Annotated in this window: 19 protein-coding genes; 4 read left to right on the top strand and 15 right to left on the bottom strand. The window is 59.4% G+C overall.

The genetic code is table 11. From position 1 onward, the window contains the following. Positions 1 to 6: 6 nt before the first annotated feature. The 8 genes from BLQ12_RS00260 to BLQ12_RS00225 all read right to left on the bottom strand — a co-directional run bounded on the left by BLQ12_RS00260 (position 7) and on the right by BLQ12_RS00225 (position 4,795). Positions 7 to 573: a phage tail protein I gene (locus BLQ12_RS00260; RefSeq protein WP_092207106.1), complete on the bottom strand. Its 567-nt coding sequence runs from the start codon at positions 571 to 573 to the stop codon at positions 7 to 9. Continuing rightward, complete coding sequence (locus BLQ12_RS00255; RefSeq protein ID WP_092207104.1) at positions 570 to 1,463, bottom strand: baseplate assembly protein; 894 nt, start codon at positions 1,461 to 1,463, stop codon at positions 570 to 572. Before BLQ12_RS00255 ends, BLQ12_RS00260 begins: the two co-directional genes overlap by 4 nt. Continuing rightward, entirely contained in the window at positions 1,460 to 1,816 is a 357-nt protein-coding gene (locus BLQ12_RS00250) for a GPW/gp25 family protein (protein ID WP_217640208.1), read from the bottom strand. The genes BLQ12_RS00255 and BLQ12_RS00250 overlap by 4 nt, the downstream gene beginning before the upstream one ends. A 169-nt stretch (positions 1,817 to 1,985) precedes the next feature. Next, positions 1,986 to 2,201 (bottom strand): hypothetical protein, encoded by a 216-nt coding sequence (locus BLQ12_RS00245; RefSeq protein ID WP_092207102.1) that lies wholly within the window; start codon positions 2,199 to 2,201, stop codon positions 1,986 to 1,988. A gap of 10 nt (positions 2,202 to 2,211) precedes the next feature. Then, on the bottom strand, positions 2,212 to 2,787 hold the full coding sequence (locus BLQ12_RS00240) for a phage baseplate assembly protein V (RefSeq protein WP_092207100.1): 576 nt from the start codon (positions 2,785 to 2,787) through the stop codon (positions 2,212 to 2,214). After that, complete coding sequence (locus BLQ12_RS00235) at positions 2,784 to 3,317, bottom strand: hypothetical protein (RefSeq protein ID WP_092207098.1); 534 nt, start codon at positions 3,315 to 3,317, stop codon at positions 2,784 to 2,786. The genes BLQ12_RS00240 and BLQ12_RS00235 overlap by 4 nt, the downstream gene beginning before the upstream one ends. Positions 3,318 to 3,726: 409 nt before the next feature. Beyond that, positions 3,727 to 4,077, bottom strand: coding sequence for a DUF2730 family protein (locus tag BLQ12_RS00230; protein WP_092207096.1), 351 nt, complete (start codon positions 4,075 to 4,077; stop codon positions 3,727 to 3,729). A 283-nt stretch (positions 4,078 to 4,360) separates the two neighbouring features. Next, entirely contained in the window at positions 4,361 to 4,795 is a 435-nt protein-coding gene (locus BLQ12_RS00225) for a Mor transcription activator family protein (RefSeq protein WP_175469394.1), read from the bottom strand. 239 nt (positions 4,796 to 5,034) lie between these two features. Between BLQ12_RS00225 and BLQ12_RS00220 the strand changes: the two genes are divergently transcribed. Next, on the top strand, positions 5,035 to 5,847 hold the full coding sequence (locus tag BLQ12_RS00220; RefSeq protein WP_092207092.1) for an XRE family transcriptional regulator: 813 nt from the start codon (positions 5,035 to 5,037) through the stop codon (positions 5,845 to 5,847). Between the two features lie 11 nt (positions 5,848 to 5,858). Continuing rightward, the gene (gene epmA, locus BLQ12_RS00215) at positions 5,859 to 6,764 is read left to right on the top strand and encodes an EF-P lysine aminoacylase EpmA (RefSeq protein WP_254781928.1); all 906 of its coding nucleotides are present in this window, start codon (positions 5,859 to 5,861) and stop codon (positions 6,762 to 6,764) included. 729 nt (positions 6,765 to 7,493) lie between these two features. On the opposite strand, the gene BLQ12_RS00210 is transcribed toward epmA, so the two are convergent. Both BLQ12_RS00210 and BLQ12_RS00205 read right to left on the bottom strand, forming a co-directional pair. After that, a complete protein-coding gene (locus BLQ12_RS00210; protein WP_092207090.1) occupies positions 7,494 to 8,219 on the bottom strand; it encodes a pseudouridine synthase in 726 nt (241 codons plus the stop codon). A 74-nt stretch (positions 8,220 to 8,293) separates the two neighbouring features. Beyond that, a complete protein-coding gene (locus tag BLQ12_RS00205; protein ID WP_092207088.1) occupies positions 8,294 to 9,268 on the bottom strand; it encodes a class I SAM-dependent methyltransferase in 975 nt (324 codons plus the stop codon). Between the two features lie 640 nt (positions 9,269 to 9,908). Between BLQ12_RS00205 and BLQ12_RS00200 the strand changes: the two genes are divergently transcribed. After that, on the top strand, positions 9,909 to 11,747 hold the full coding sequence (locus BLQ12_RS00200) for a glycerophosphodiester phosphodiesterase family protein (RefSeq protein WP_092207086.1): 1,839 nt from the start codon (positions 9,909 to 9,911) through the stop codon (positions 11,745 to 11,747). A 448-nt stretch (positions 11,748 to 12,195) separates the two neighbouring features. Beyond that, positions 12,196 to 12,573 carry a translation initiation factor Sui1 gene (locus tag BLQ12_RS00195; protein WP_226859949.1) on the top strand — a complete coding sequence of 126 codons (378 nt, stop codon included), beginning with the start codon at positions 12,196 to 12,198 and terminating at the stop codon, positions 12,571 to 12,573. Positions 12,574 to 12,967: 394 nt separating this feature from the next. Here BLQ12_RS00195 and BLQ12_RS00190 read toward each other — a convergent pair whose 3' ends face one another. The 5 genes from BLQ12_RS00190 to BLQ12_RS00170 all read right to left on the bottom strand — a co-directional run bounded on the left by BLQ12_RS00190 (position 12,968) and on the right by BLQ12_RS00170 (position 18,447). Then, positions 12,968 to 14,533, bottom strand: coding sequence for an alanine/glycine:cation symporter family protein (locus tag BLQ12_RS00190; RefSeq protein ID WP_092207082.1), 1,566 nt, complete (start codon positions 14,531 to 14,533; stop codon positions 12,968 to 12,970). A gap of 845 nt (positions 14,534 to 15,378) precedes the next feature. Continuing rightward, positions 15,379 to 16,224: a metal ABC transporter permease gene (locus BLQ12_RS00185; RefSeq protein WP_092207080.1), complete on the bottom strand. Its 846-nt coding sequence runs from the start codon at positions 16,222 to 16,224 to the stop codon at positions 15,379 to 15,381. After that, positions 16,221 to 17,021: a metal ABC transporter ATP-binding protein gene (locus BLQ12_RS00180; protein WP_092207078.1), complete on the bottom strand. Its 801-nt coding sequence runs from the start codon at positions 17,019 to 17,021 to the stop codon at positions 16,221 to 16,223. Before BLQ12_RS00180 ends, BLQ12_RS00185 begins: the two co-directional genes overlap by 4 nt. 260 nt (positions 17,022 to 17,281) lie before the next feature. After that, positions 17,282 to 17,680 (bottom strand): YkgJ family cysteine cluster protein, encoded by a 399-nt coding sequence (locus BLQ12_RS00175; protein ID WP_092207076.1) that lies wholly within the window; start codon positions 17,678 to 17,680, stop codon positions 17,282 to 17,284. Between the two features lie 185 nt (positions 17,681 to 17,865). Beyond that, positions 17,866 to 18,447 carry a peroxiredoxin gene (locus BLQ12_RS00170; RefSeq protein ID WP_092208101.1) on the bottom strand — a complete coding sequence of 194 codons (582 nt, stop codon included), beginning with the start codon at positions 18,445 to 18,447 and terminating at the stop codon, positions 17,866 to 17,868. Positions 18,448 to 18,999: the final 552 nt, after the last annotated feature.

Genomic DNA, 18,999 nt, shown 5'->3' with positions numbered 1-18,999 from the left:
ACTCCTTTATCTAACGTCGTCCCCCAGGCCGATGCGGCCCAGAGGGTAGATTGTGGTGACAATGCCCGAGGCCATGGCCGCTGAAAACAGGGGCTTTTGCGTCAGACCCTCGGGGATCAGTGAAATCTTTTTTAATCGACTCCGCACGTTTTTAGCCCGGTCGGCCAGGGCAGACACCTCATCGTAGGTGGTACTGTCTACGGCGTATCCGGCGGGCACTTTCACCACGAGGCCAAAGGTGCCTGCAGGGTCCAGTGGATACTTTTCCCACCATTCCTCCACCTCGACCCGGAAGCCTAAGTTGGAAAGGGCGTCCTCCACGGCGCGGCGGGTTCCCTTGGTGCGGTGGAGGGCAGGGCTGGTTTTGATCATCCTTCGCTTCTGGCCCTCGTTCCAAGCAGGGTCCCAGGTGTCCACGGACAGGGCCCAGGCCAGCCAGGGCAGGGTTTTTGCTAAGCACGCCGTCGGGTTCCAGAGGTGGGGCGTGGGCACGGGGAGGCTCTCCAGCCGGACAGCCTGCACCGCATCCAGTGCCCGTTCGAGTCGGGTGCTGTTAGGAGGCAGGATGCTCATGCGTCCACCTCCAGGGCCGTGCAGTAGGTGGCCTGGTGGGCAAGGGCAGGAATGTCCGCCGTGGGGCTCATCAAGGTGACCTTGCGCACCCCGGGCTGGTGGAGGGCGGCATAGATCCCCGAGAGGGTGATGCCATCTCCCAGCCGATGGTGAACGCGCGCGTACTCCGTGACCGCGTCCCGTGCCGCCTCGATGGCCACCTGGGTGTCCGGCCCGTCGTAAAAGGCCAGGGTAGCGTGGACGGTGTAGGGCAAAATGGTAGCCTTTTTTACGGTGACCTCGTCGGTGAGGGGCCGCACGTCTCCGTGGGCAAGGGTATCCCTCACAGCTTGAACCACTGCGTCCGAAGGGGTCCCGTCGCCCTCACGGCCCAGGACGGTCACCTCCACTTTGCAGGGATCGGGGCTGGTCACGGAAGCGTCCCTGCATCCCGGCACCTTTAAGGCCGCGTATAGGTAGGCGCCTTCAGGCCCGGCCACGGAAAAACTCTCCGGGGCCATCTGGAGGCGCCGACGGAACTCGTCGTCGCTCTCCAAGACGGGGGGCACAAGGGGGACGGCTTTGGGGTCGCCGGGGTGGATCACCTTTCGAACGGCCGGGGTGAGGGCGGCCAGGTTGTCCAGATCGCTTCCCACGGCATAGGCGAGCATCACGGCCCTGGCGCTGTCGTTGATGCGCTGGCGGAGCAAAAGCTCACGGTAGGCACCGGCTTCCAAGAGCTTCACCACGGGGTCGGACTCAAGGTCCAGCATGGGTGCGTCTTCCGTACCGGTCCAGTGGTCGCGAAAGGTGTTTTTCCACTGGTCCAAAATGATTTCGTAGCTCAGCTCTTCGACAACGTCGGGGGCCGGGAGCCGGGTCAGGTCGATGGTCGGCAGGGCATGGCTCATTGGACAATCACTCCTTCCATGAGGATTTCCTTGCCTAAGGGGAGGTAGTCCCCCCTCAGGCTGAGGGTAAGCTGGCCGGGCCCTGCGGAGACGGACTCCACGCGGGTCAGGCGAAATCGTTTTTCCCAGGTGGCCAGGGCTTCGGCCACGGCGGCGAAGATCTCCACGTTGAGTCCCTGCGTCATGGGGGCGTGCATGAGCTCCGGGAGCCGGGAGCCGTAGTCCCGCCTCATGACCCGGGAGCCCAGGGGCGTTGCGAGGATGTCCCCGATACTCTGTTTCAAGTGGTCGTAACCGGAGAGGCGGGCGCCGGTTTCAGCGTCCATCCCCACGGCGGGGATTGTGTCGGGCATGGTTTCTCCTTTCAAAATGGCCTCCGGTGGCCCTGCAGGCGTAGCCTGTCAGCAAATGTGACGTCCCTGAGGAACGAAGGGGCGGAGCATTTGCGAACCTGGGGTGCAGGGGATTTATCCCCTGCCCGCCGGAGGCCTTTTTTTCCAACTGTGATTCGTGCGCCGGCCCTTATGTGATGTTGCCGGAGTGTTCGCCGTCCGGGGCACCGGAGGTGGTGGTGACCACGGCGTGGGCGGTGATTTCGTCGATGATGCCCTGGCACAGGGCTTCCAGGCTTTTTTGAGCAAAGGCCTGGGCCTGTGCCGGGTCGGACGCCTGCACCGGTTGCAGGGCCCCTTGTCGTCCTCGGATGGCTTCCGCCATGCCTTTGGCTGTCATGGTCATACGGCCTCCTTTACTTGGTTGAGGTGACGCTTGCGGATACATGGATATGGGGGGTGCCCGTAAAGGGGCAGATGCAGTGTCCGTTCACCGTGCCCAGGCAGGCCCCTGTGTCGTCTCCGTCGTGAATAATGCCCCCGGCTCCTTTTACCGTTACCTTGCCTCCGGATGTGAGGGAGGCGTTTCCGTTGCATGTGCCGTCAATGGTGCCGGGAATGGTGGCGGACAGGGCATGGCCTTCCCGGTCGTACTGGGTGACGGCTCCGTCCTGATAAACGGTACGGTGCACGGTTTTCGTGTCTGCCGGTGCGGGAAATTCGTCCCTGGGAATGCCGGGGAGCGCCACCCCCAGGGCCGGATCCCCGCAGGGGCAGAGGAGCATCACCTGCTCTCCGGGTTCCGGGGCCCACCACTCGCCGTCGGGGCCTGCCCGGCGGGTGAGCCAGGGGAGCCAGTCCGTGACGAGTCCGCCTGAGGCGATCCGGACGCGGGCTGTTTTTTCATCCAGCTCCCGGACCGTGCCCATGAGGAGAAGGCTCCGGAGGCGTCGTTCCAACTCGGCGATGCGGTACTCCAGCTCGGCCATCATGGGGTCACCTCCAGGGTTGTGTAGTCATCTTCATGGCCTGGGCCGATGTTGGGAGCCAGGCCCGTGAAGAGGCGGGTGGGATGCTGCGCCGGGGCTGCCCAGAGGGCGTCGCCCAGGCGCAGCATCTGGTTCCAGGAGAGGGTCCAGACAGCCCGGTCCCCGGAGGCCAGGGGGTGGGAGGGACACCCCCTGGCCTCGACTCCTCCGGCGGGGTGGGCCGTGGCCAACCCCCAGATGGTGCCGGGGATATGGGCAAGGAGCCCTTCCACCAGGTTCAGGAAGGCGGCGTCCGGGGTGACGGGGCCCGCGACCACTGCTTCTATGGAGAGGGGAAGATCCCACTCGCCGGTGGCCGTCTCCAGGGCCGTGTCGGCCCCGGAAAGGGCGACCCAGGCACGGGGTCCGTCGCCTCCGCCTTCAGGGAACGCCTGGGGAACGGGGTCGCCCAGGCAGGGGGTGCACGCGGCCAGCCCGGGAAAGGTGCGGGTCAGGTCCGCGCAGATGGCGTGAAGCAAAGATGCGATATGCATGGGGCTCTCCTTATGGATGACGGGGCGCTGTGCCTTACCCCGCCAGGGTTTTCGTTTTGGGTCGGTCGCTCACTTATGGATGCCATTCTACGTATTCCTCGGCATCGGTGGGTTTCAAACGTTTCACTGGAAACAAGGTGCCACTTGGAAAGCCCGCCTTCTATGGGTAAACCCACCGGGAAAAGCCTGCCTCCGGCGGCGAGGTGAGCCACCTCGAAAGCGGATTGCCCTTGCGCTTCGCCCTTCGTTCCTCAGGGCAAAGCGCAAGGGCGTTCGCTGCGGGCTGCGCCCACCACCAAAGCTGGTGACTATACGGGTATTGCTGCAAGGGTTATAAATTTGGGGGTTTGTGGTGAAAAATTGGGCGGATCTGGTTTTGCCTTATGTGCCAAAGGTTTTTTTGTCACGTTCAGTGATCGTTCAACAGGTGAGCCTGGATCATATCCACGGTGCCTTTGACGCCGTCCATTTTGCCGGAGAGGCCTGCCACCTGTTCGGCCATGTCGTTGAGCCGGTCGTAGACGGCGGCGAGGTCTTCGTGGGAGAGGGCGTGGGCCATGTCGGTTTCAAGGCGTGTAATCCGCCCGTCCATTTGGTTTTTTGCCGTATCCAGGCGTCGGGCGAGCTCTTTCAGCTCGCGGGCCTTGGCGTTGAGCCGGGAGTTGAGCCAGACGTAGAGGCTCACCGCCAGGGTGATGAGGTACTGGACGATGTTGAACCAGAACCGGAGGGATGCGTAATCTGCGGGGTGTTGATCCATGGGGTCTCCTTGGGGGGTGTGTGGTGGTGTGGGTTGAAAAGCAGGGTGAAAAAAAGGCTCGGCTCGGTGCAGAGTAAACCACGGCAGGGGAGGGGGCGGGTGTGAAGGGTTTAAAAAAAGGTGGCATTGGGTCGAAGCCGTAGCGGCAAGGGGGATACGTGAGGTGTTGCCCTTAAAACCGCGGCCGATGGGCACGGCACCACCTTTGCCCACCCTACATATTCGCGGTGTGTGACCGGGTAGGATGGGCAGTATGGTGCCCGAGTTCAGGCATAAGGTGGGATCAGGACCAGGCGAGGGCTTCCCGGGTGCGTGCCTGGCGGAGGGCGCGTTGTTTTTTGATGATGTTGTAGATCTGGGCGGTGGTGAGCTTGCTCTTCATGGCCAGCTCTCGGTGGTTGTCACCGGTGAAGGCATGGTAGATGGCCGCGTCCCGGATGGCCCGTTTGAGGCGATCGTCCCGGGGGAGGTAGATGCTGCGGCCGCCGAGGTGGTGGGAGAGGACCACCACGATATCCTGGGCGTGGGTCATGGCCAGGTCCGGGGCCATTTTTTCCCGGGTCTCAAGGTGGTCGGTGAGCACGTCCACGAGCTCGGTGAGAAGGGCCGGCCAGACACGGGGGGCGCTTCGGATGACGGGGTCCATGGCGTCCATGATGTGGTCGGTGTCCATCGTGTCGGGGGAAAAGGTCGCGGGAGCGAGGGGCTGTTTGTTCAAGGTGTGTCTCCAGTGGTTCGGGTGATGGATGGGTGCCGTGTGCGGGTCACCAAACAGTTTAGGGCGCCTGGGCCGGTCCGCCGGGGTTTCATGGTTGGTATAACCAAAGGAATTGTGGTACGGTTGGGCCATTACGTCCAAAGTTTGAAAAAGAATAACCAATAAACATTGGTTTATCAACAATAAAATTGGGTATCACATAAAAAGATATGTGTGTGGTAGCCCCCTGAGGCATAACCATGAAAAATAATGGAAAAAAAGGCCCGGAGCCTTGTTTGGGAGGGGAAAAGGGAGACGGTCAAACGCCGGGTACCTCAACGGGTAACCAGGAATTTGGTGATCGTCTCAAGATGTCACGTGAAAAACTTGGCCTGAGTCAGGCGGGGTTAGGGAAGAAAATTGGTGTGACCACCACCACCGTCCAAAATTACGAGTACGGCGGGTCCCCGAAGGGAGATGTGCTGGTGCGCATGGCCGAGGTCCTCGGCTGTTCCCTGGACTGGTTGCTCCTGGGGCAGGGAACCCACTGCGGTGCCTTTTCTATAGAAAACGGCGGAGGCGTCTTTTCGGTCGAAGGCTCCGTGGGCCGCGAGGGCGGCGAGTTCAAGGTCCCTGTCCTGGAAGAGCCGGACACCGACAACTACAACTGGGTTCCCATGGTGGAGGCAGAACTTTCGGCCGGGGGCGGCTCCCTCATGGCCAGCGAGCGCATCCGAGACTACTACGCGTTTCGAAAGCGCTTCATCGCCAACATCGCCACCTCACCAAAAAATCTGGTGCTCATGCGGGTCTCCGGGGACTCCATGGACCCAGAAATCCGCAACGGGGCCACGGTGATGATCGATCTTGGCCGTCGAAAGATCAAAAACAACTGCATCTTTGCCCTGGGGTTTGAAGACACCATCATCATCAAAGAGCTTGAAAGGCTCCCCGAAGGTCGGGTCCGCATCATCTCCAAGAATCGCGAAGAGTACCCCGCCTACGAGGCCGAGGCCAACTCCCTGCGCATCATCGGCCAGGTGATATGGGGTGACCGCCTCTACCCCATTTGAAGGACGCAGCCATGAAGATTCATATGGAGAACCTCCGGCGCCGTGCACGGATCACAGCCTCGGTGCGCCGCTTTTTCGTGGAAAAGGGTTACCTGGAGGTGGAAACCCCCTTGTGGGTACCGGCCCCCATCCCCGAAGCCCATATAGACCCCCTGGAAGCCGGAAACGGTTACCTCCAGGCCTCGCCGGAGCTGTGCATGAAACGGCTCCTGGCCGCCGGATCCGGGCCGATCTTTCAGATCACCAAGGCCTTCAGGAAGGGAGAGCGGGGGGCAAAGCACATCCCGGAGATGACCATGCTGGAGTGGTATACCCCCGACGCGGACTACGAGTCCCTCATGGCCGATTGCCAGGGGCTCTTCCTTGCCGTGGCCCAGGACCTGGGCCTGGGAACCACCCTTTCGGTGAAGGGAAAGCCCATTCACCTGGACCGGCCCTGGAAAAGATTGACGGTGAAGGAAGCCTATGCCCTCTACGGTTCCGAACCCATGGACGAGGCCCTATCAGGGGACCGATTCGACGAGGTCATGGGCCTTGACGTGGAGCCCCGCCTCTGCTGCGACACCCCGGTGATCCTCTGTGATTACCCAGCACCCATGGCCGCCCTGGCGCGTAGAAAGCCCTCGGACCACACCGTTGCCGAGCGGTTCGAACTCTACGTGGAAGGCCTGGAGCTGGCCAACGGCTTCACCGAGCTCACCGACGCCCACGAGCAGCGCAAACGTTTTGAAGAGGAAGTGGCTCTACGGCAGCGCTTCGGCAAACCCACCTGGCCCCTCCCCGAGATTTTTCTGAACGACCTGCCCCACATGCCCCCCGCAGCCGGTATCGCCCTTGGCATGGATCGCCTGGCCATGCTCTTCTGCGGCGCCGAGACCATCGACGAGGTACTCACCTTCCCGCCTGAAAGCCTGTAGGAATATAAAAAAAGCCTCCGGGTTCGCGAATGTTCCCGGCCTTCGTTCCTCAGGCCGATCACATTCGCTGACGGGCTTTGCCCGCGTGGCCCTAACAGCTTGGAGCGCCGCACTCCGTGCGGCATACGCATGGCATCACGCAAAAAGCCTGGAAGGAAAAACCAAACAAACTGCCTCCGGCGGCCAAGGGCTGAGCCCTTGGAACCCAGGCTCGCGAATGCTCCCGGCCTTCGTTCCGCAGGCCGATCACATTCGCTGACGGGCTTTGCCCGTGTGGCCCTAAAAGCCTGGAGCGCCGCACTCCGTGCGGCATACGTATCGCACCAGCAAAAAAAGCCGCACAGGAGTGCGGCGCTCCATAAGGGGCGGATGGGCATTCTTGAACGGCTTGCATCGTGCAGTGTAGGGGTATGAAAAAATGTACAAACCTCACAAAAATGCCGCTGTGATTAAACCCGAGGAACGAGGGTTAAATCACAGCGGCAATAAGCTTTCAAGTGGCTCACCTTGCCGGGTGAGGCATGACGGTTAAAGCCGATAATCAACACGTTACGGTGACGTATGCCGTTACTTCGAAGCTTGTGGCCCAATCCGAACAAACCCTCAGTCTTTATGTCGGGCGAAGCCCGAGCCGAATGCCCTTGCGCTTTGGCCCGAGGAACGAGGGACAAAGCGCAAGGGCAATATGCTTTCGAGGTGGCTCACCTCGCCGCCGGAGGCATCGCTTTTTTAAGCGTCTTCGGTCATGGCATCGATCTCGTCTTCGGTGAGTTCGCGGCAGTGGCCCTCGGGCAGGTCTGCCGGGAGTTCGAGGTTGCCGATGCGGTCCCGGTGCAGTTCGACGACCTTGGCTCCCAGGGCTTCGAACATGCGGCGGACCTGATGGAATCGCCCTTCATGGATGAGCATGGTGGCGCGGCCCCGGCCTTGGGGGTCGGGCCCGTGGATTTCCAAGATTGCCGGCAGGCAGGGGCGGTCGTCGTCTGGGAGGGGCAGGCCTTTAGCCACACGTTTTACCGCATTTTCACTGAGGTCTCCTTCATAGACAACCCGGTAGCGTTTGCCCACTTTTTTATTGGGGTGCACCAGTTGGTGGAGGAGCTGGCCGTCGGTGCTCAGGATGAGCAGGCCGGAGGTGTACCGGTCCAGGCGTCCGGCTGATTTGGGGTCGGCCTGTTGCCATATGTCGGGCACCAGGTCGTAGACCAGGGGGGATTCCGACGGGTTGTGGCTGCACGCGTATCCTGCGGGTTTGTTCAGCATGAGGTGAACGTCCGTGGGAGGCAGGTCGACCTTTTCACCATTTACCCGCACATGGTCAGGTTCCACCTGCCTTTTTGCGCTTGTTTCGATCTCTCCGTGAACCGTTACCTGCTTGCGCTTGAGAAGCGCTTTCACGTCTTTACGTGTCCCGTATCCGCAATGGGCCAGCAGTTTATCCAGGCGCATGGTCATGATGTAAAATCCTGTTTGTTAAGCGCATTAAAAGTTTAGCCTCCGACAGGTCCGCCGGAGGCCTTCGCGAATCCCTAGCTTTTACCCTGCCAGACATGAAAACGGGGGCTCTCTTTCAATCGCGTCACCTTGCGGAAGCTCTCTTCAAGCCACCGCTGCACAGGGACCTGCCGCTGGACGACGAGGGTAAGGCTTTTGGAACGGCTCGGTGCTTCCCGGATCAGGGATTGGAGGATGCCGAAATCCTCGGAGACCCCTTTGTGGATGGGCGGGTTGCTGACGATCATGTCCCATGGCCCCTCTTTCTGGAGGGCATGCCACCCGTCGCCCAGGTGGGTGTGGGCCTGGGGCACGTTGATGCGTGTGGCCTCAACGGCAAGGGCGTCGGCGTCCGTTGCGTCCACATTGCTTGCTCCCCGGGCCAGCAGGCCCGCGGTGAGGACTCCGGTGCCGCATCCGAAATCCAGCACGTTTCCGTGGACTTCCAGGCCGTCCAAAAGCAGGGCCGTGGCTTCATCCACCCCTCCTTTGGCAAAAAGGCCCGGGTAGGTCACCCACGGCAGTTTGCAACCGTCTAAAAGGAGTTCGTCGTGCTGCGCCCAGTCGGCAAGGGATGCTTTCATGTTTTTGGGGCCCTTGGCCCGCACAAGGCGACACTTCTGCCGGTAGCCCACGGTGTCAATCTCTGCAAAGTGGTCTCGAAACATCTTGGGAACGGACTTTATGCCCTCATCGTTTGCACCATAGATATAAAGCTCCCCTTCCGGGGCAAGGCTGCCGCCCAAGGCGTGCACCGCCATTTCGATGGCGCGGCGTCCTTTGGGCAGCCGCAGGGTTGCCACCTCAAATGGCCCCGCGGACGGCCAGGGCTGTCCGGGGCGCTCACCGGAGGACCATCGGCTCCAGAAATCGGCTTCAAGGGTGCTTGCCAGCCTTTCGTCCTCAGCGACGAGGGTTGCCTCGGGCAGTTCGGGGAGCTCCTCCCGGGCAAACCGGCTTACGTGCTCTTCATGCAGGTCGGCACGCTTGTTCATGCGATTTTTTTTCATAAAAATATGTTTCCTGCGAATTGTTCGGCCGTTGGAATCAAGCTCATGGGGGCCCTCATCTTACGGGTCGGCGAATTCATGTGGTCAACGGTGGGTTGTCCGTGGGTGTAAAGTCTGTCGGTATGCCGATTCCATGTTCGAACTCTTTAAGCAATGTGGGGGCGGTCGTCAATAGCGGACACCTTTTTTTCAACGGATCTCAGGTGGCTGGAGAGTGACAAGGGGGAAACATAGGGGGGCCGGTGAGCATAAAAAAACGATCATGTGCGGTACGGGGCTTCGGCCACCCGAATGTACGTTATGTTGATGGCTTTGGCTATGGGGTGTCCCCCTAAGGGCGTTTTACCCTGGGCTGTCTGGTTAACCACTTGGAATTGCCTGTGATTTTCTTTTCTTGTGGTCGATATTATGTTTGATTGTGTGAACGATATTTGTGATAATCAACGTCGAAATATAACGAGAAACTGACACGATCAACATCAGAAATTCGATTGTTTCGGGTAGGTCGAAGGGCAACAACCAAGGGCTCAGGTAGAATAAGCATGCCGGTATCACTGTGTGGAACGTATCCAGCGACACATTCGAGGTATGATCTTTATATTTTGCACGAGCCTTAACCTTTCAGAGAAGGAGGCACAGGATGAAGGTGAAACATGCGCTTTTTGTCGGCTTGATGGTGCTGGTGTCCCTGGGCGTCATGGGGTGTGATTCAGATCTGACGTCGGAGAATACGGTGATTGTGGTCTCCGACGGGGTGACCGGTGGGCCGGACGGGGCCGGTGAGGTGTTGCCCAACGTCATGGTGTACAAGGTCGCCAATGCTGCGGATGCCTCTTTTGCCGATCTGGTTTTTGCGGAAAAGGTGGAAGGGGCCCATGTGGGGTTTGCGGTGAGGGCCTTTGGGGAGACGGCCTGGGTTCCGTTGATGGAGGAGGCCATCCTCACGGACGGTGACGGCCGCGCGCGGCTTTCGTCCCTGAAAGAGAGGCTCCCTGCGTCCTATCTTGATGCCGCCCCTGTGACCCTGCAGCTCCAGGGCCGGGTCTATTTCAGCGAGACCGAGTACTCTTCAGACGATCTTGGCATCATCCGGGTGCTTTCCGAGGATGCGGAGTTGAACCCGGGCATGATCGCCGCGGATCACGACAACACCATCCACGCCACCGGCGGTCTCAACGCCCTTCAGGACTGGGTGGATTTCCTCAACGTGTTCCAGGGGGACTGGCCCTATGTGGACGATGAGGTGGAGACGGTGATTCCCAGGCTCATGGAGGAGGGCAACGACCTCGTCATCGTGACGGGCATGTTCCCGGAGCTTCGGTACGGCTGCAGGGCCCAGATGATGAGCCACTTTGAAACGGGCGCCCATCGAACCATCCCCATCATCGTCAAGGAAGACATGCTTTTTGAGCACAGCAACACCTTTAAAGACGAATGCTTGAAGATTTTGAAGGATCTCTACGGCGGGGACAACGCCCGGGGCATGGTGGGGGACACCGTGCGACAGGACGGGTACGGGGCCGTTGCCAACGGGATACTTTACGTGCCCTTTCAGATCCATTACGAGCCTGACTTCTGGCTCCTCGACACCGAAGGGTACGGCTGGATTCACCCGGATACCATCGCCTGGGACTGGGGCGAGGTGGAAGAGAAAATTGCAGAAGGGCCCGTGGTTCCAGCCAACTATTTTCTCAAGCACCACACGGGCTTTAAGAACATCGCCCATCGGGGCGGCGGCGAGCTGGCACCGGAAAACACCCTTGTGGCTTACCGAAACTCCCTGGCCGAAGGCGCCGACACCCTGGAAGGGGATGTGCACATGACCTCCGACGGGGTCGTGGTGGTCTCCCACGACGAAACAGTGGACCGCTGCACCGACGGTACCGGAGCCATCACCGGGATGACCCTTGCCCAGGTCAAGGCCCTGGATGCGGGGTACCGGTTCACCACGGATGATGGGGCCACCTATCCCTGGCGAGGAAAGGGCCTGACCCTGCCCACCTTGGAGGAGGTCTTCACCGACGGTGAGTTGGCCGGCGCCCCCATGGTCCTTGAGATCAAGCAGGAGGGCAGCCTCATCGTGGACAAGGTGCTGGACCTCATCGAAGCCAACGCCATGCAGGACAAGCTGATCCTGGGGGGATTCGATCAGTCGACCCTGGATCTGATCAAGGCAAAGGCCGGCGACCGTGGGCTTTCCATCAAGACGATTTTTGCCACCGAAGGGGTGCTTGAGTTTACCCTGACCCCCACGGCCATCATGAAAAAAGAGGACTACGAGATGCCCGCCGACGTCCTCTGCCTTCCGGCGGCCATGATGACCCAGATCCTCATGGCCAAGATCCGCATCCTGGGCATGAAGTGCTACGTCTGGACCGTTAACACCGAGATCGAGATGAAGCGCCAGATGGACTGGCTCAAGGTCGACGGCATCATGACCGACAACCCGAAGCGCCTTAATGCCCTTGTCGAGCCGTAAAGCTGAACATAAAACGCAACGATTCAGTTGCTAAAAAGCTGCCTCCGGCGGCAAGGTGTGCCACCTTGAAAGCAGGATGCGGATGCGCTTTGTCCCTCGTTCCTCGGGTCAAATCACATCCGCCTTTAAGGCTGCATTCACCCAGAAAGACTGTTTGAATCGTGTTTGTTAAACGTTTTAAGAGGCTTGGGTAAAAGGGGCAGTCCGTTTCTCAGAAACCGACTGCCCCTTTTTTCTCCGTGCCATAAAAGAAGCATGAACCCGTTGACAACCGGCGTAGCTTTATTATCACGCCCTTCGCCCTTCGCCCTTCGCCCTTCGCCCTTCGCCCTTCGCCCTTCGCCCTTCGCCCTTCGCCTGTTATTATGATATGAATCCACAGCGGTTCAAAGGCCACCGGCACCGGCCGGCTGGTAAGAGATAAGGTGACATGACACGGGAGAAAGCAATGACGAACGATTCCAACAGCCGTCTGGTGTATTCGACAGAGACGGGCAGGCTCTGTTCCTCCTGCGGTAAGCCGGTGAAAAACTGTGCCTGCAGGAAAAAGAAGAAGGGGGCTTCGGCCGGACCTGCCGTGAAACAGGATGGCATCGTGCGGGTCATGCGTGAGACCAAGGGGCGCAAGGGCAAAGGCATGAGCCTGGTGACGGGGGTACCCGGCAGCGAGGCAGACTTAAAAGCCGTGGCCAAAGAGCTTAAGCAGCTTTGCGGCACCGGGGGGAGCGTGAAAAACGGGGTCATCGAGATCCAGGGAGACCACCGGGACAAGCTGGTGGAGGCGCTCAAGGCCAGGGGCTTTTCCGTCAAAAAGGCGGGGGGGTGAACTGGTTCGTCAGTCTGCGTATACCAACGAAAAAGCCTCCGGCGGCCCTGCCGGGGGCCAAACTTTTGAAAAGTTTGATAAACAGGTTTTAAAAACAGACTCAGTTTAATCTGAACCAATGGCGAATGTGGTTTCCCCTGAGGAACGAAGGGGAAAGCGCATTCGCAACCTGCTTTCGAGGTGGCACACCTCGCCGCCGGAGGCATTGCTTTTGGTTTTTCCTGAGCCATCTCTGGCTCTGTGGTTCACCCAACGTTGACCATAGACGTATTTTTAGAAAACACAAAAAAACGGGAAGGGGCAGATGCCCCTTCCCGTTTTTTAATGGAAGAAAGGATGAGAACCGCGGGGCGTCACAAGGGAGTGAGGACGCCCCGCGTTTTGATTTCCGCTTTTAGGCGGCTTTCTTCATGGCACAAGGGGCGCCGTTTCTTCTTGCGTTTCTCTCTTTGGTGGGAAGGATCTGGCCGGACTTCAGGCGGGCAAGGTAGCTGTTAAGCTCTTCTTTGACTTCCGGTGCCATGATGTAGAGGCCGATGATGTTGGGGATACAGACCACGAAGATGAGGGCGTCTGCGATGTTGACAACATACTTCAGGTTGATCATGGCCCCTGACCAGTAGACCATGCAGTAGAAGATGTTGTAGGCCAGGCCCAGCTTGGGGTCTTCTCCGACGATGTATTCGAAGGCCTTCAGTCCGTAGTAGGCCCAGGAGACCGCGCAGGTGAATCCGAAGAGGATGGCGGCAAAGGTCAGGGGGTAGACGGCGAAGCTGAAGTGGCGCTCAAAGGCCCAGGAGCTCATGGGCATGCCCTGCAGGCCCATGTTGACGTATTCGGGGACGGCGATCATGGTGGTAACAACCACCAGGGCCGTTGCGAACTGGACCACGATGGTGTCGATGAAGGGCTCGATCATGGAGACGAAGCCTTCCGTGACGGGCTCGTTGGTCTGCACGGCGGAGTGAGCGATGGCTGCGGTGCCCAGGCCACACTCGTTGGAGAAGGCCGCACGCTGGAAACCGATCATCATGGCGGCCGCGATGCCGCCGCCGGCTGCTTTGGCGGTGAAGGCGTCGGCGATGATGAGCTTGATGGCGGGCAGGATGAAGGAGCCGTTGAGAAGGAGGACCATGGCCACCAGGGCGAGGTAGGTGAAGACCATGATGGGAACGATGCGGGTGGCCATGGAGGCGATGCGCTTCATGCCCCCGATGATGACGATGCCCACGATGACCGCACCGATGAGGCCCACGAGCCAGCCCAGGTGCATGATGGCGCCTTCGTTGTTGCACATGGTTTTAAGCTGGTTGTAGATCTGGTTGGACTGGAAGAGGTTGCCGATGCCCAGGCAGCCGAGGACCAGGCCCCATGCGTAGAATTTCCCGACGAATTTTCCGAGGCCTTCCATGCCGCGGGCGGCCAGCCCCTGGGAGAGGTAGTACATGGGACCGCCCTTGACGGTGCCGTCCTCTTTGTAGGTCCGGTACTTGGTGGCCAGGGTGCATTCGGTGAACTTGGCGGACATGCCGATGAAGGCGGCGAACATCATCCAGAAGATGGCGCCGGGGCCGCCGATCATGATGGCGATGGGAACCCCTGCGATGTTGGACATGCCCACGGTGCCGGAGATGGCGGAGCAGAGGGCGCCGAAGTGGGACACCTCGCCGGTGGCGTGGTCGTCGATGTAGTCGCCCTTGGCAAGGCGGACGGCATGCTTGAAACCGCGGATGTTGATGAAACCCATGTAGCATGTGCAGAAGAGGCCTGCGGAGATGAGGAGGCAGACGATCAGGGACCAGTCGTTGCCGAAGAGATGGACTTTATAGAAGATAAAACCGGTGAGAAAGTTTGAGATGGGCTCAAAAAAATGATCAAGGTTGACACCTTTTTTGGTTTCGGCAAAGGCGGGTGTCGCAGCGGCAAGGAGCAGGACGATCGCCTTGATTAAGAACTTCATAAATCCTCCAACGATGAAATGAATAACAGCAGATGGTGACCGCGACGAGGGAAAGGGGAGGGGCATCTGACCGAAAGGCTGCGTTGCGAGTCGGTTCCATGGCCCTTACGACTGTTCCAGTGGCAGTTCATCCATCATGACCGGATGCCGGTCATCGTTTCTCTTTTAACAGGATCCCCCAACCCTGCCTCTTCGACGTCGAAGAGGTTCTTAAAAGAGGAACATGTGATACGTTGGAGACGATACTTAGCCAATAACGGGCGCGGAATCAATAGATATCTCTTATCTGATATATCACGTATCAGTGACAGGGCATGGGGTAGGGGTAAAATATTTTTATCGTAATGATATGGAAAAACAATCGATTTCCTGTCACTCGGGAAGGGAGCTGAGGAGCCCTAAAAAAAATTCCAGGCCGGGCTTCAGGGCGGGTGCAAAGTGTTTTTTGTGTTTGGGGATCGTGGATGGGGGTGTAATGGTTAATTTTTTCAAGGTGTTGTTGGTGCTTGACGGGCTCGATCAGCAAAGATAGCCTATCAGGGATAGTGCGCTGGTAACGCCCATTTGACGGGTGTTTCAACGATTCTTAAAGGCGGAACGCGGTTTGCATCCGAACCGCTGTATACAGGTCGGGAGACGGCATTGGTACCCTTGCACGGTACCGCAGGCGATGATGGAACTGGGCCGTGCATTTGCGTGGTGGGTCCTTGGCTGTATAGGTGCCATGCGCACTGAGGCAACGGGACTGTTGTTGCGGCGTTTTTTTACACCTGGGCGACCCGGAGAAGGTGAGCCAACCGTTACCTGCTGCTCACCACAGGGCCCCGATCGGTATATGGCCATGCTCACCGGTTCGGGAGCATGCGGGTAAGGGCCAGGAGCCCCAGGTAGACGAGGCCGGCCACGGAAATGATTACAGGGCCCGCCGAAAGGTCCAGGGTGTAGCTCAAGGCCAGGCCGCTCCAGTTGAAAAAGAGGGCAAAGCAGGTGGCAAGGACCATGATGACCGAGAGACGTCGGCTGAGGGTGGAAGCGGCTGCAGCGGGCAGGGTGAGCATGGCGATGACCATGATCACGCCCACGAGGCGCACCAGAAGCACCACGGTGATGGCGGTCATGATCAGGAGAAGGATATAGAAAAAGGGGGTGTTGATGCCCCTTAGGGTGGCAAATTCTTCGTCAAAGCAGATGGACAGGAAGGTGGGATGGAACATGACGGCCAACACGATGATGACAAGATCGAGTCCCGCCACCAGGATGATATCCCTCTGTGAGATGAGGAGGATGTCTCCGAAGAGGTAGCTGGAGAGCTCGAAGTACCCGGGGGTGAGATCGATGAAGATCAGCCCTGCGGCCATGCCAACGGCCCAGAGGGCCCCGATGATGGAGTCTTCCCGCTCCCCTGCCTTCATGCTGACCAGGCCGATGATGATGGCGGCCACGATGGCGCTTGCAAGGGCCCCGTACATGGGATCGAGCCAAAAGAGGCCCCATCGGTGTTTGAGATAGAGGGCTGCACCGATGCCGCCGAAGACGCAGTGGGCGATGGCTCCGGCCAGGTAGCCGATGCGCCGGGTGACCACATAGGTCCCCATGATGCCGAAGGAGACGCTGGCAAGGGTCCCTGCCGCAAGGGCGAGGCGTAGAAAGCTGCTGTTGGGGTCGAAAAGTGCGTGGAAGAATTCGATCATGGCTTTTTCGGGTGCGGCATAAAGGAGGTTGGAAGTGTGAGGGACTCGTTGATGCAGTGGCCTTCGTGGCTGCAGCGGTGGTCATGTCGTACCATGCGCAGGTCGCCCCCGTAGATTTCGTTGATGAGGGTGCCGTCTAAGTTGCTTGTGGGGTGCACCAGGACCTTTTTGTTGACGCAGATGACGCTCTTGACCACCTTGGAGACGAACCCCAGGTCATGGGAGACCACCAGGATGGTCATGCGGCTGTTTAACGTGGAGAGGAGCTCAAAAAGGGTGGCTTCGGCGGCGGGGTCCACGTTGGCCGTGGGCTCGTCCATCAAGAGAAGGGACGGGTTGCTGCAAAGGGCCCGTGCGATAAGTACCCGCTGGCGCTGCCCGCCCGAGAGGCTGCTGAAGGGTTTTTGCTCCTTGTCGGTGAGCCCCACCTCGGAGAGGGCGTGTCGGGCCGCCTCCCGGTCGTTTTTTGTGTAGCGCCATCGCCTTTTTCGGGTAAGCCGTCCCATGAGGACCACGTCCAGTACGGAGACGGGAAAGGCCATGTCCACATGGGTGTACTGGGGCATGTAACCTATCTGGTTCCACGCCGATTCGGGGGTTTTCCCAAAGAGGGTCACCCGGCCGGAGGTGGGGGCCAGAAGGCCCAGAATCAACTTGATGAGGGTGGTTTTTCCCCCGCCGTTGGGGCCCACCACCATGGCGAAGTCTCCTTTGGGCACAGTGAGGGTGACCTCGTCAAGGACCGGATGACGGGTGTAGGAAAAGGAGACGTTGTCTAACGCAATGGCGGGTTCCATAGGGTTCACCGGTATGTTGATGTCAAAGGGGCGGACGGGGTCTCTCAGGGCTCGGGCCCACCGGGGCTACGGGGCAGGGCTGGTGCCCTTTGGTATCGAATGGTGCCGTATCCTTACCCCTTTCCCCTTCGGATTGCAACAGGAAGCGGGAAAATAGCAAAGGGCGCGGCAGGCGGGCCTTGGTCCGGGTATTTCACGGGAAAACCATGGGGCCAAATCAATAACCTGTCATGCCCGTCAGGGCTCGTGACATACCCGGGTTAACGGGCCGGGGACCAGGGGCAGTACCCGAGGCGCGGGGAGAGCCGGGTCGGGTGCATGCGGCACACCTCGGGGCGGTCTTCGTAGACGCTGCACCGGTTGTGGGCATCCAGAAAGCAGCATCCCCCTTTTTTGCGTGTGGCCAGGGTGAATTTTCCCTTGGAGAGGTTGCAGCGCGTGATGAGCCCCTCTTTTTTGAGGCGTTTCACAAGGCCTTTCATGTCAAAGGCCACCTCCTCTTCATCGGTGATGCCGAGGCGGATGAGGTCGTCGGTGGTGACCTCCACGATGAGGTAACAGCACAGGGCCATGCAGTCCGTGCAGAGGGTGGCGTTGTATTTTTTCCAGGTGGCGGGGCGCTCAATATCGCAGCCCCTGGTGTCCGTCTGTCGTGCCATGGGGTACTCCGGGGTTTTCGGTTTTCAAAACCCGGGAGAATAGCATTGAATGGTCGACAACGGGAAAAATCAAAGTTGGGTTGGGGTAACGGTGTCCCAGAAAGAGGCGGTGATTCAGGGCCGGTGACACCTGAACGGGCAGGGGGCCGGGCACACCGCAGGTGCCCGGCCCCCCCGGGATGTGTTTATTCGAAGTACTCCTTGAGGCCTTCCTTGGAGGGCTTCATCCCCCTGGCACCGGGGCTCCAGTTGACGGGGCAGACCTCGCCGTTTTCTTCAAAAAATTTCAGGGCATCGACCATGCGGATGGCTTCGTCCACGTTTCGTCCCAGGGGAAGGTCGTTGACCACCTGATGCCGGACGATGAAATCCCGGTCGATGAGAAAGAGGCCGCGCAGGGCCACGCCGTGTTCTTCAGCAAGGACGTCATAGTTCTTGCAGATGGAGCGGTGGATGTCCGAGACGATGGGGTAACCGACCCCTTCGATGCCTCCTTCGGCCCTGGGGGTGTTGAGCCAGGCCAGGTGGCTGAAGTGGGAGTCCACGCTCACGGCCACCACCTCCACTTTCCGCTCCTCGAATTCGGGAAGACGGTCCGAGAAGGCATGGAGTTCGGTGGGGCAGACAAAGGTGAAGTCCAGGGGGTAGAAGAAGAGGACGATGTACCTGCCCTTGAGATCCGAGAGCCGGAACGATTCGTCAAAGGTCCCGCATTTTACGGCAACAGCCTGAAAATCAGGCGCCTGTTTTCCTACAAGAACGCTCATGTTTTCCTCCATCATGTGGTGGGAAAGGGCAAATCCCTGGGTTGGCATTTTTGCCTGGATACTTCATCGAGACAACGCGAATTGGGAGCAATGACCATGGGTCCGGATGGTTGCCCTGAAATATCCGGGGTGGGGCTCAGGGTTCGGGCACGCACCGAAAAATCACATGGGGTGATGCGGGCCGCGGCCACAAGGCACAAGAGGCTGTACCGATGAATTCCGGAGGTACCGAAGGCTGCAGAAGGTGTCAGGAGTCGCAGGGGGACGAGGTGTGGGTGGTCATGGCGCGCTAAGTCCCTGGCCTTTTGGATAAGTATTCAAAAAAGTAACACGGAAACAGGGGTGAGACAACGCCTTAAAACAACCCGGGACCCTTTCTGCAGTCGGAAGGAGGGTGGGACTCTCCTTCGGCGTTGGGACTGCAGGAAGGGGGTGCCGCAAGGCGGCATGACTGACAAAGGGACCACGGCGTTACGGGCCCTTACAGGCCGTTACGGCGCAGGCTTTTAAAACACACGTCCCGGGTTGAGCGTCACGGGGTGGGGATACCCC

The organism is Desulfoluna spongiiphila (assembly GCF_900101345.1).
GTDB classification, from domain to species: domain Bacteria; phylum Desulfobacterota; class Desulfobacteria; order Desulfobacterales; family Desulfolunaceae; genus Desulfoluna; species Desulfoluna spongiiphila.
Note: the sequence above shows the minus strand (reverse complement) of the source record. Positions and strands in the feature narration are given on the sequence as shown.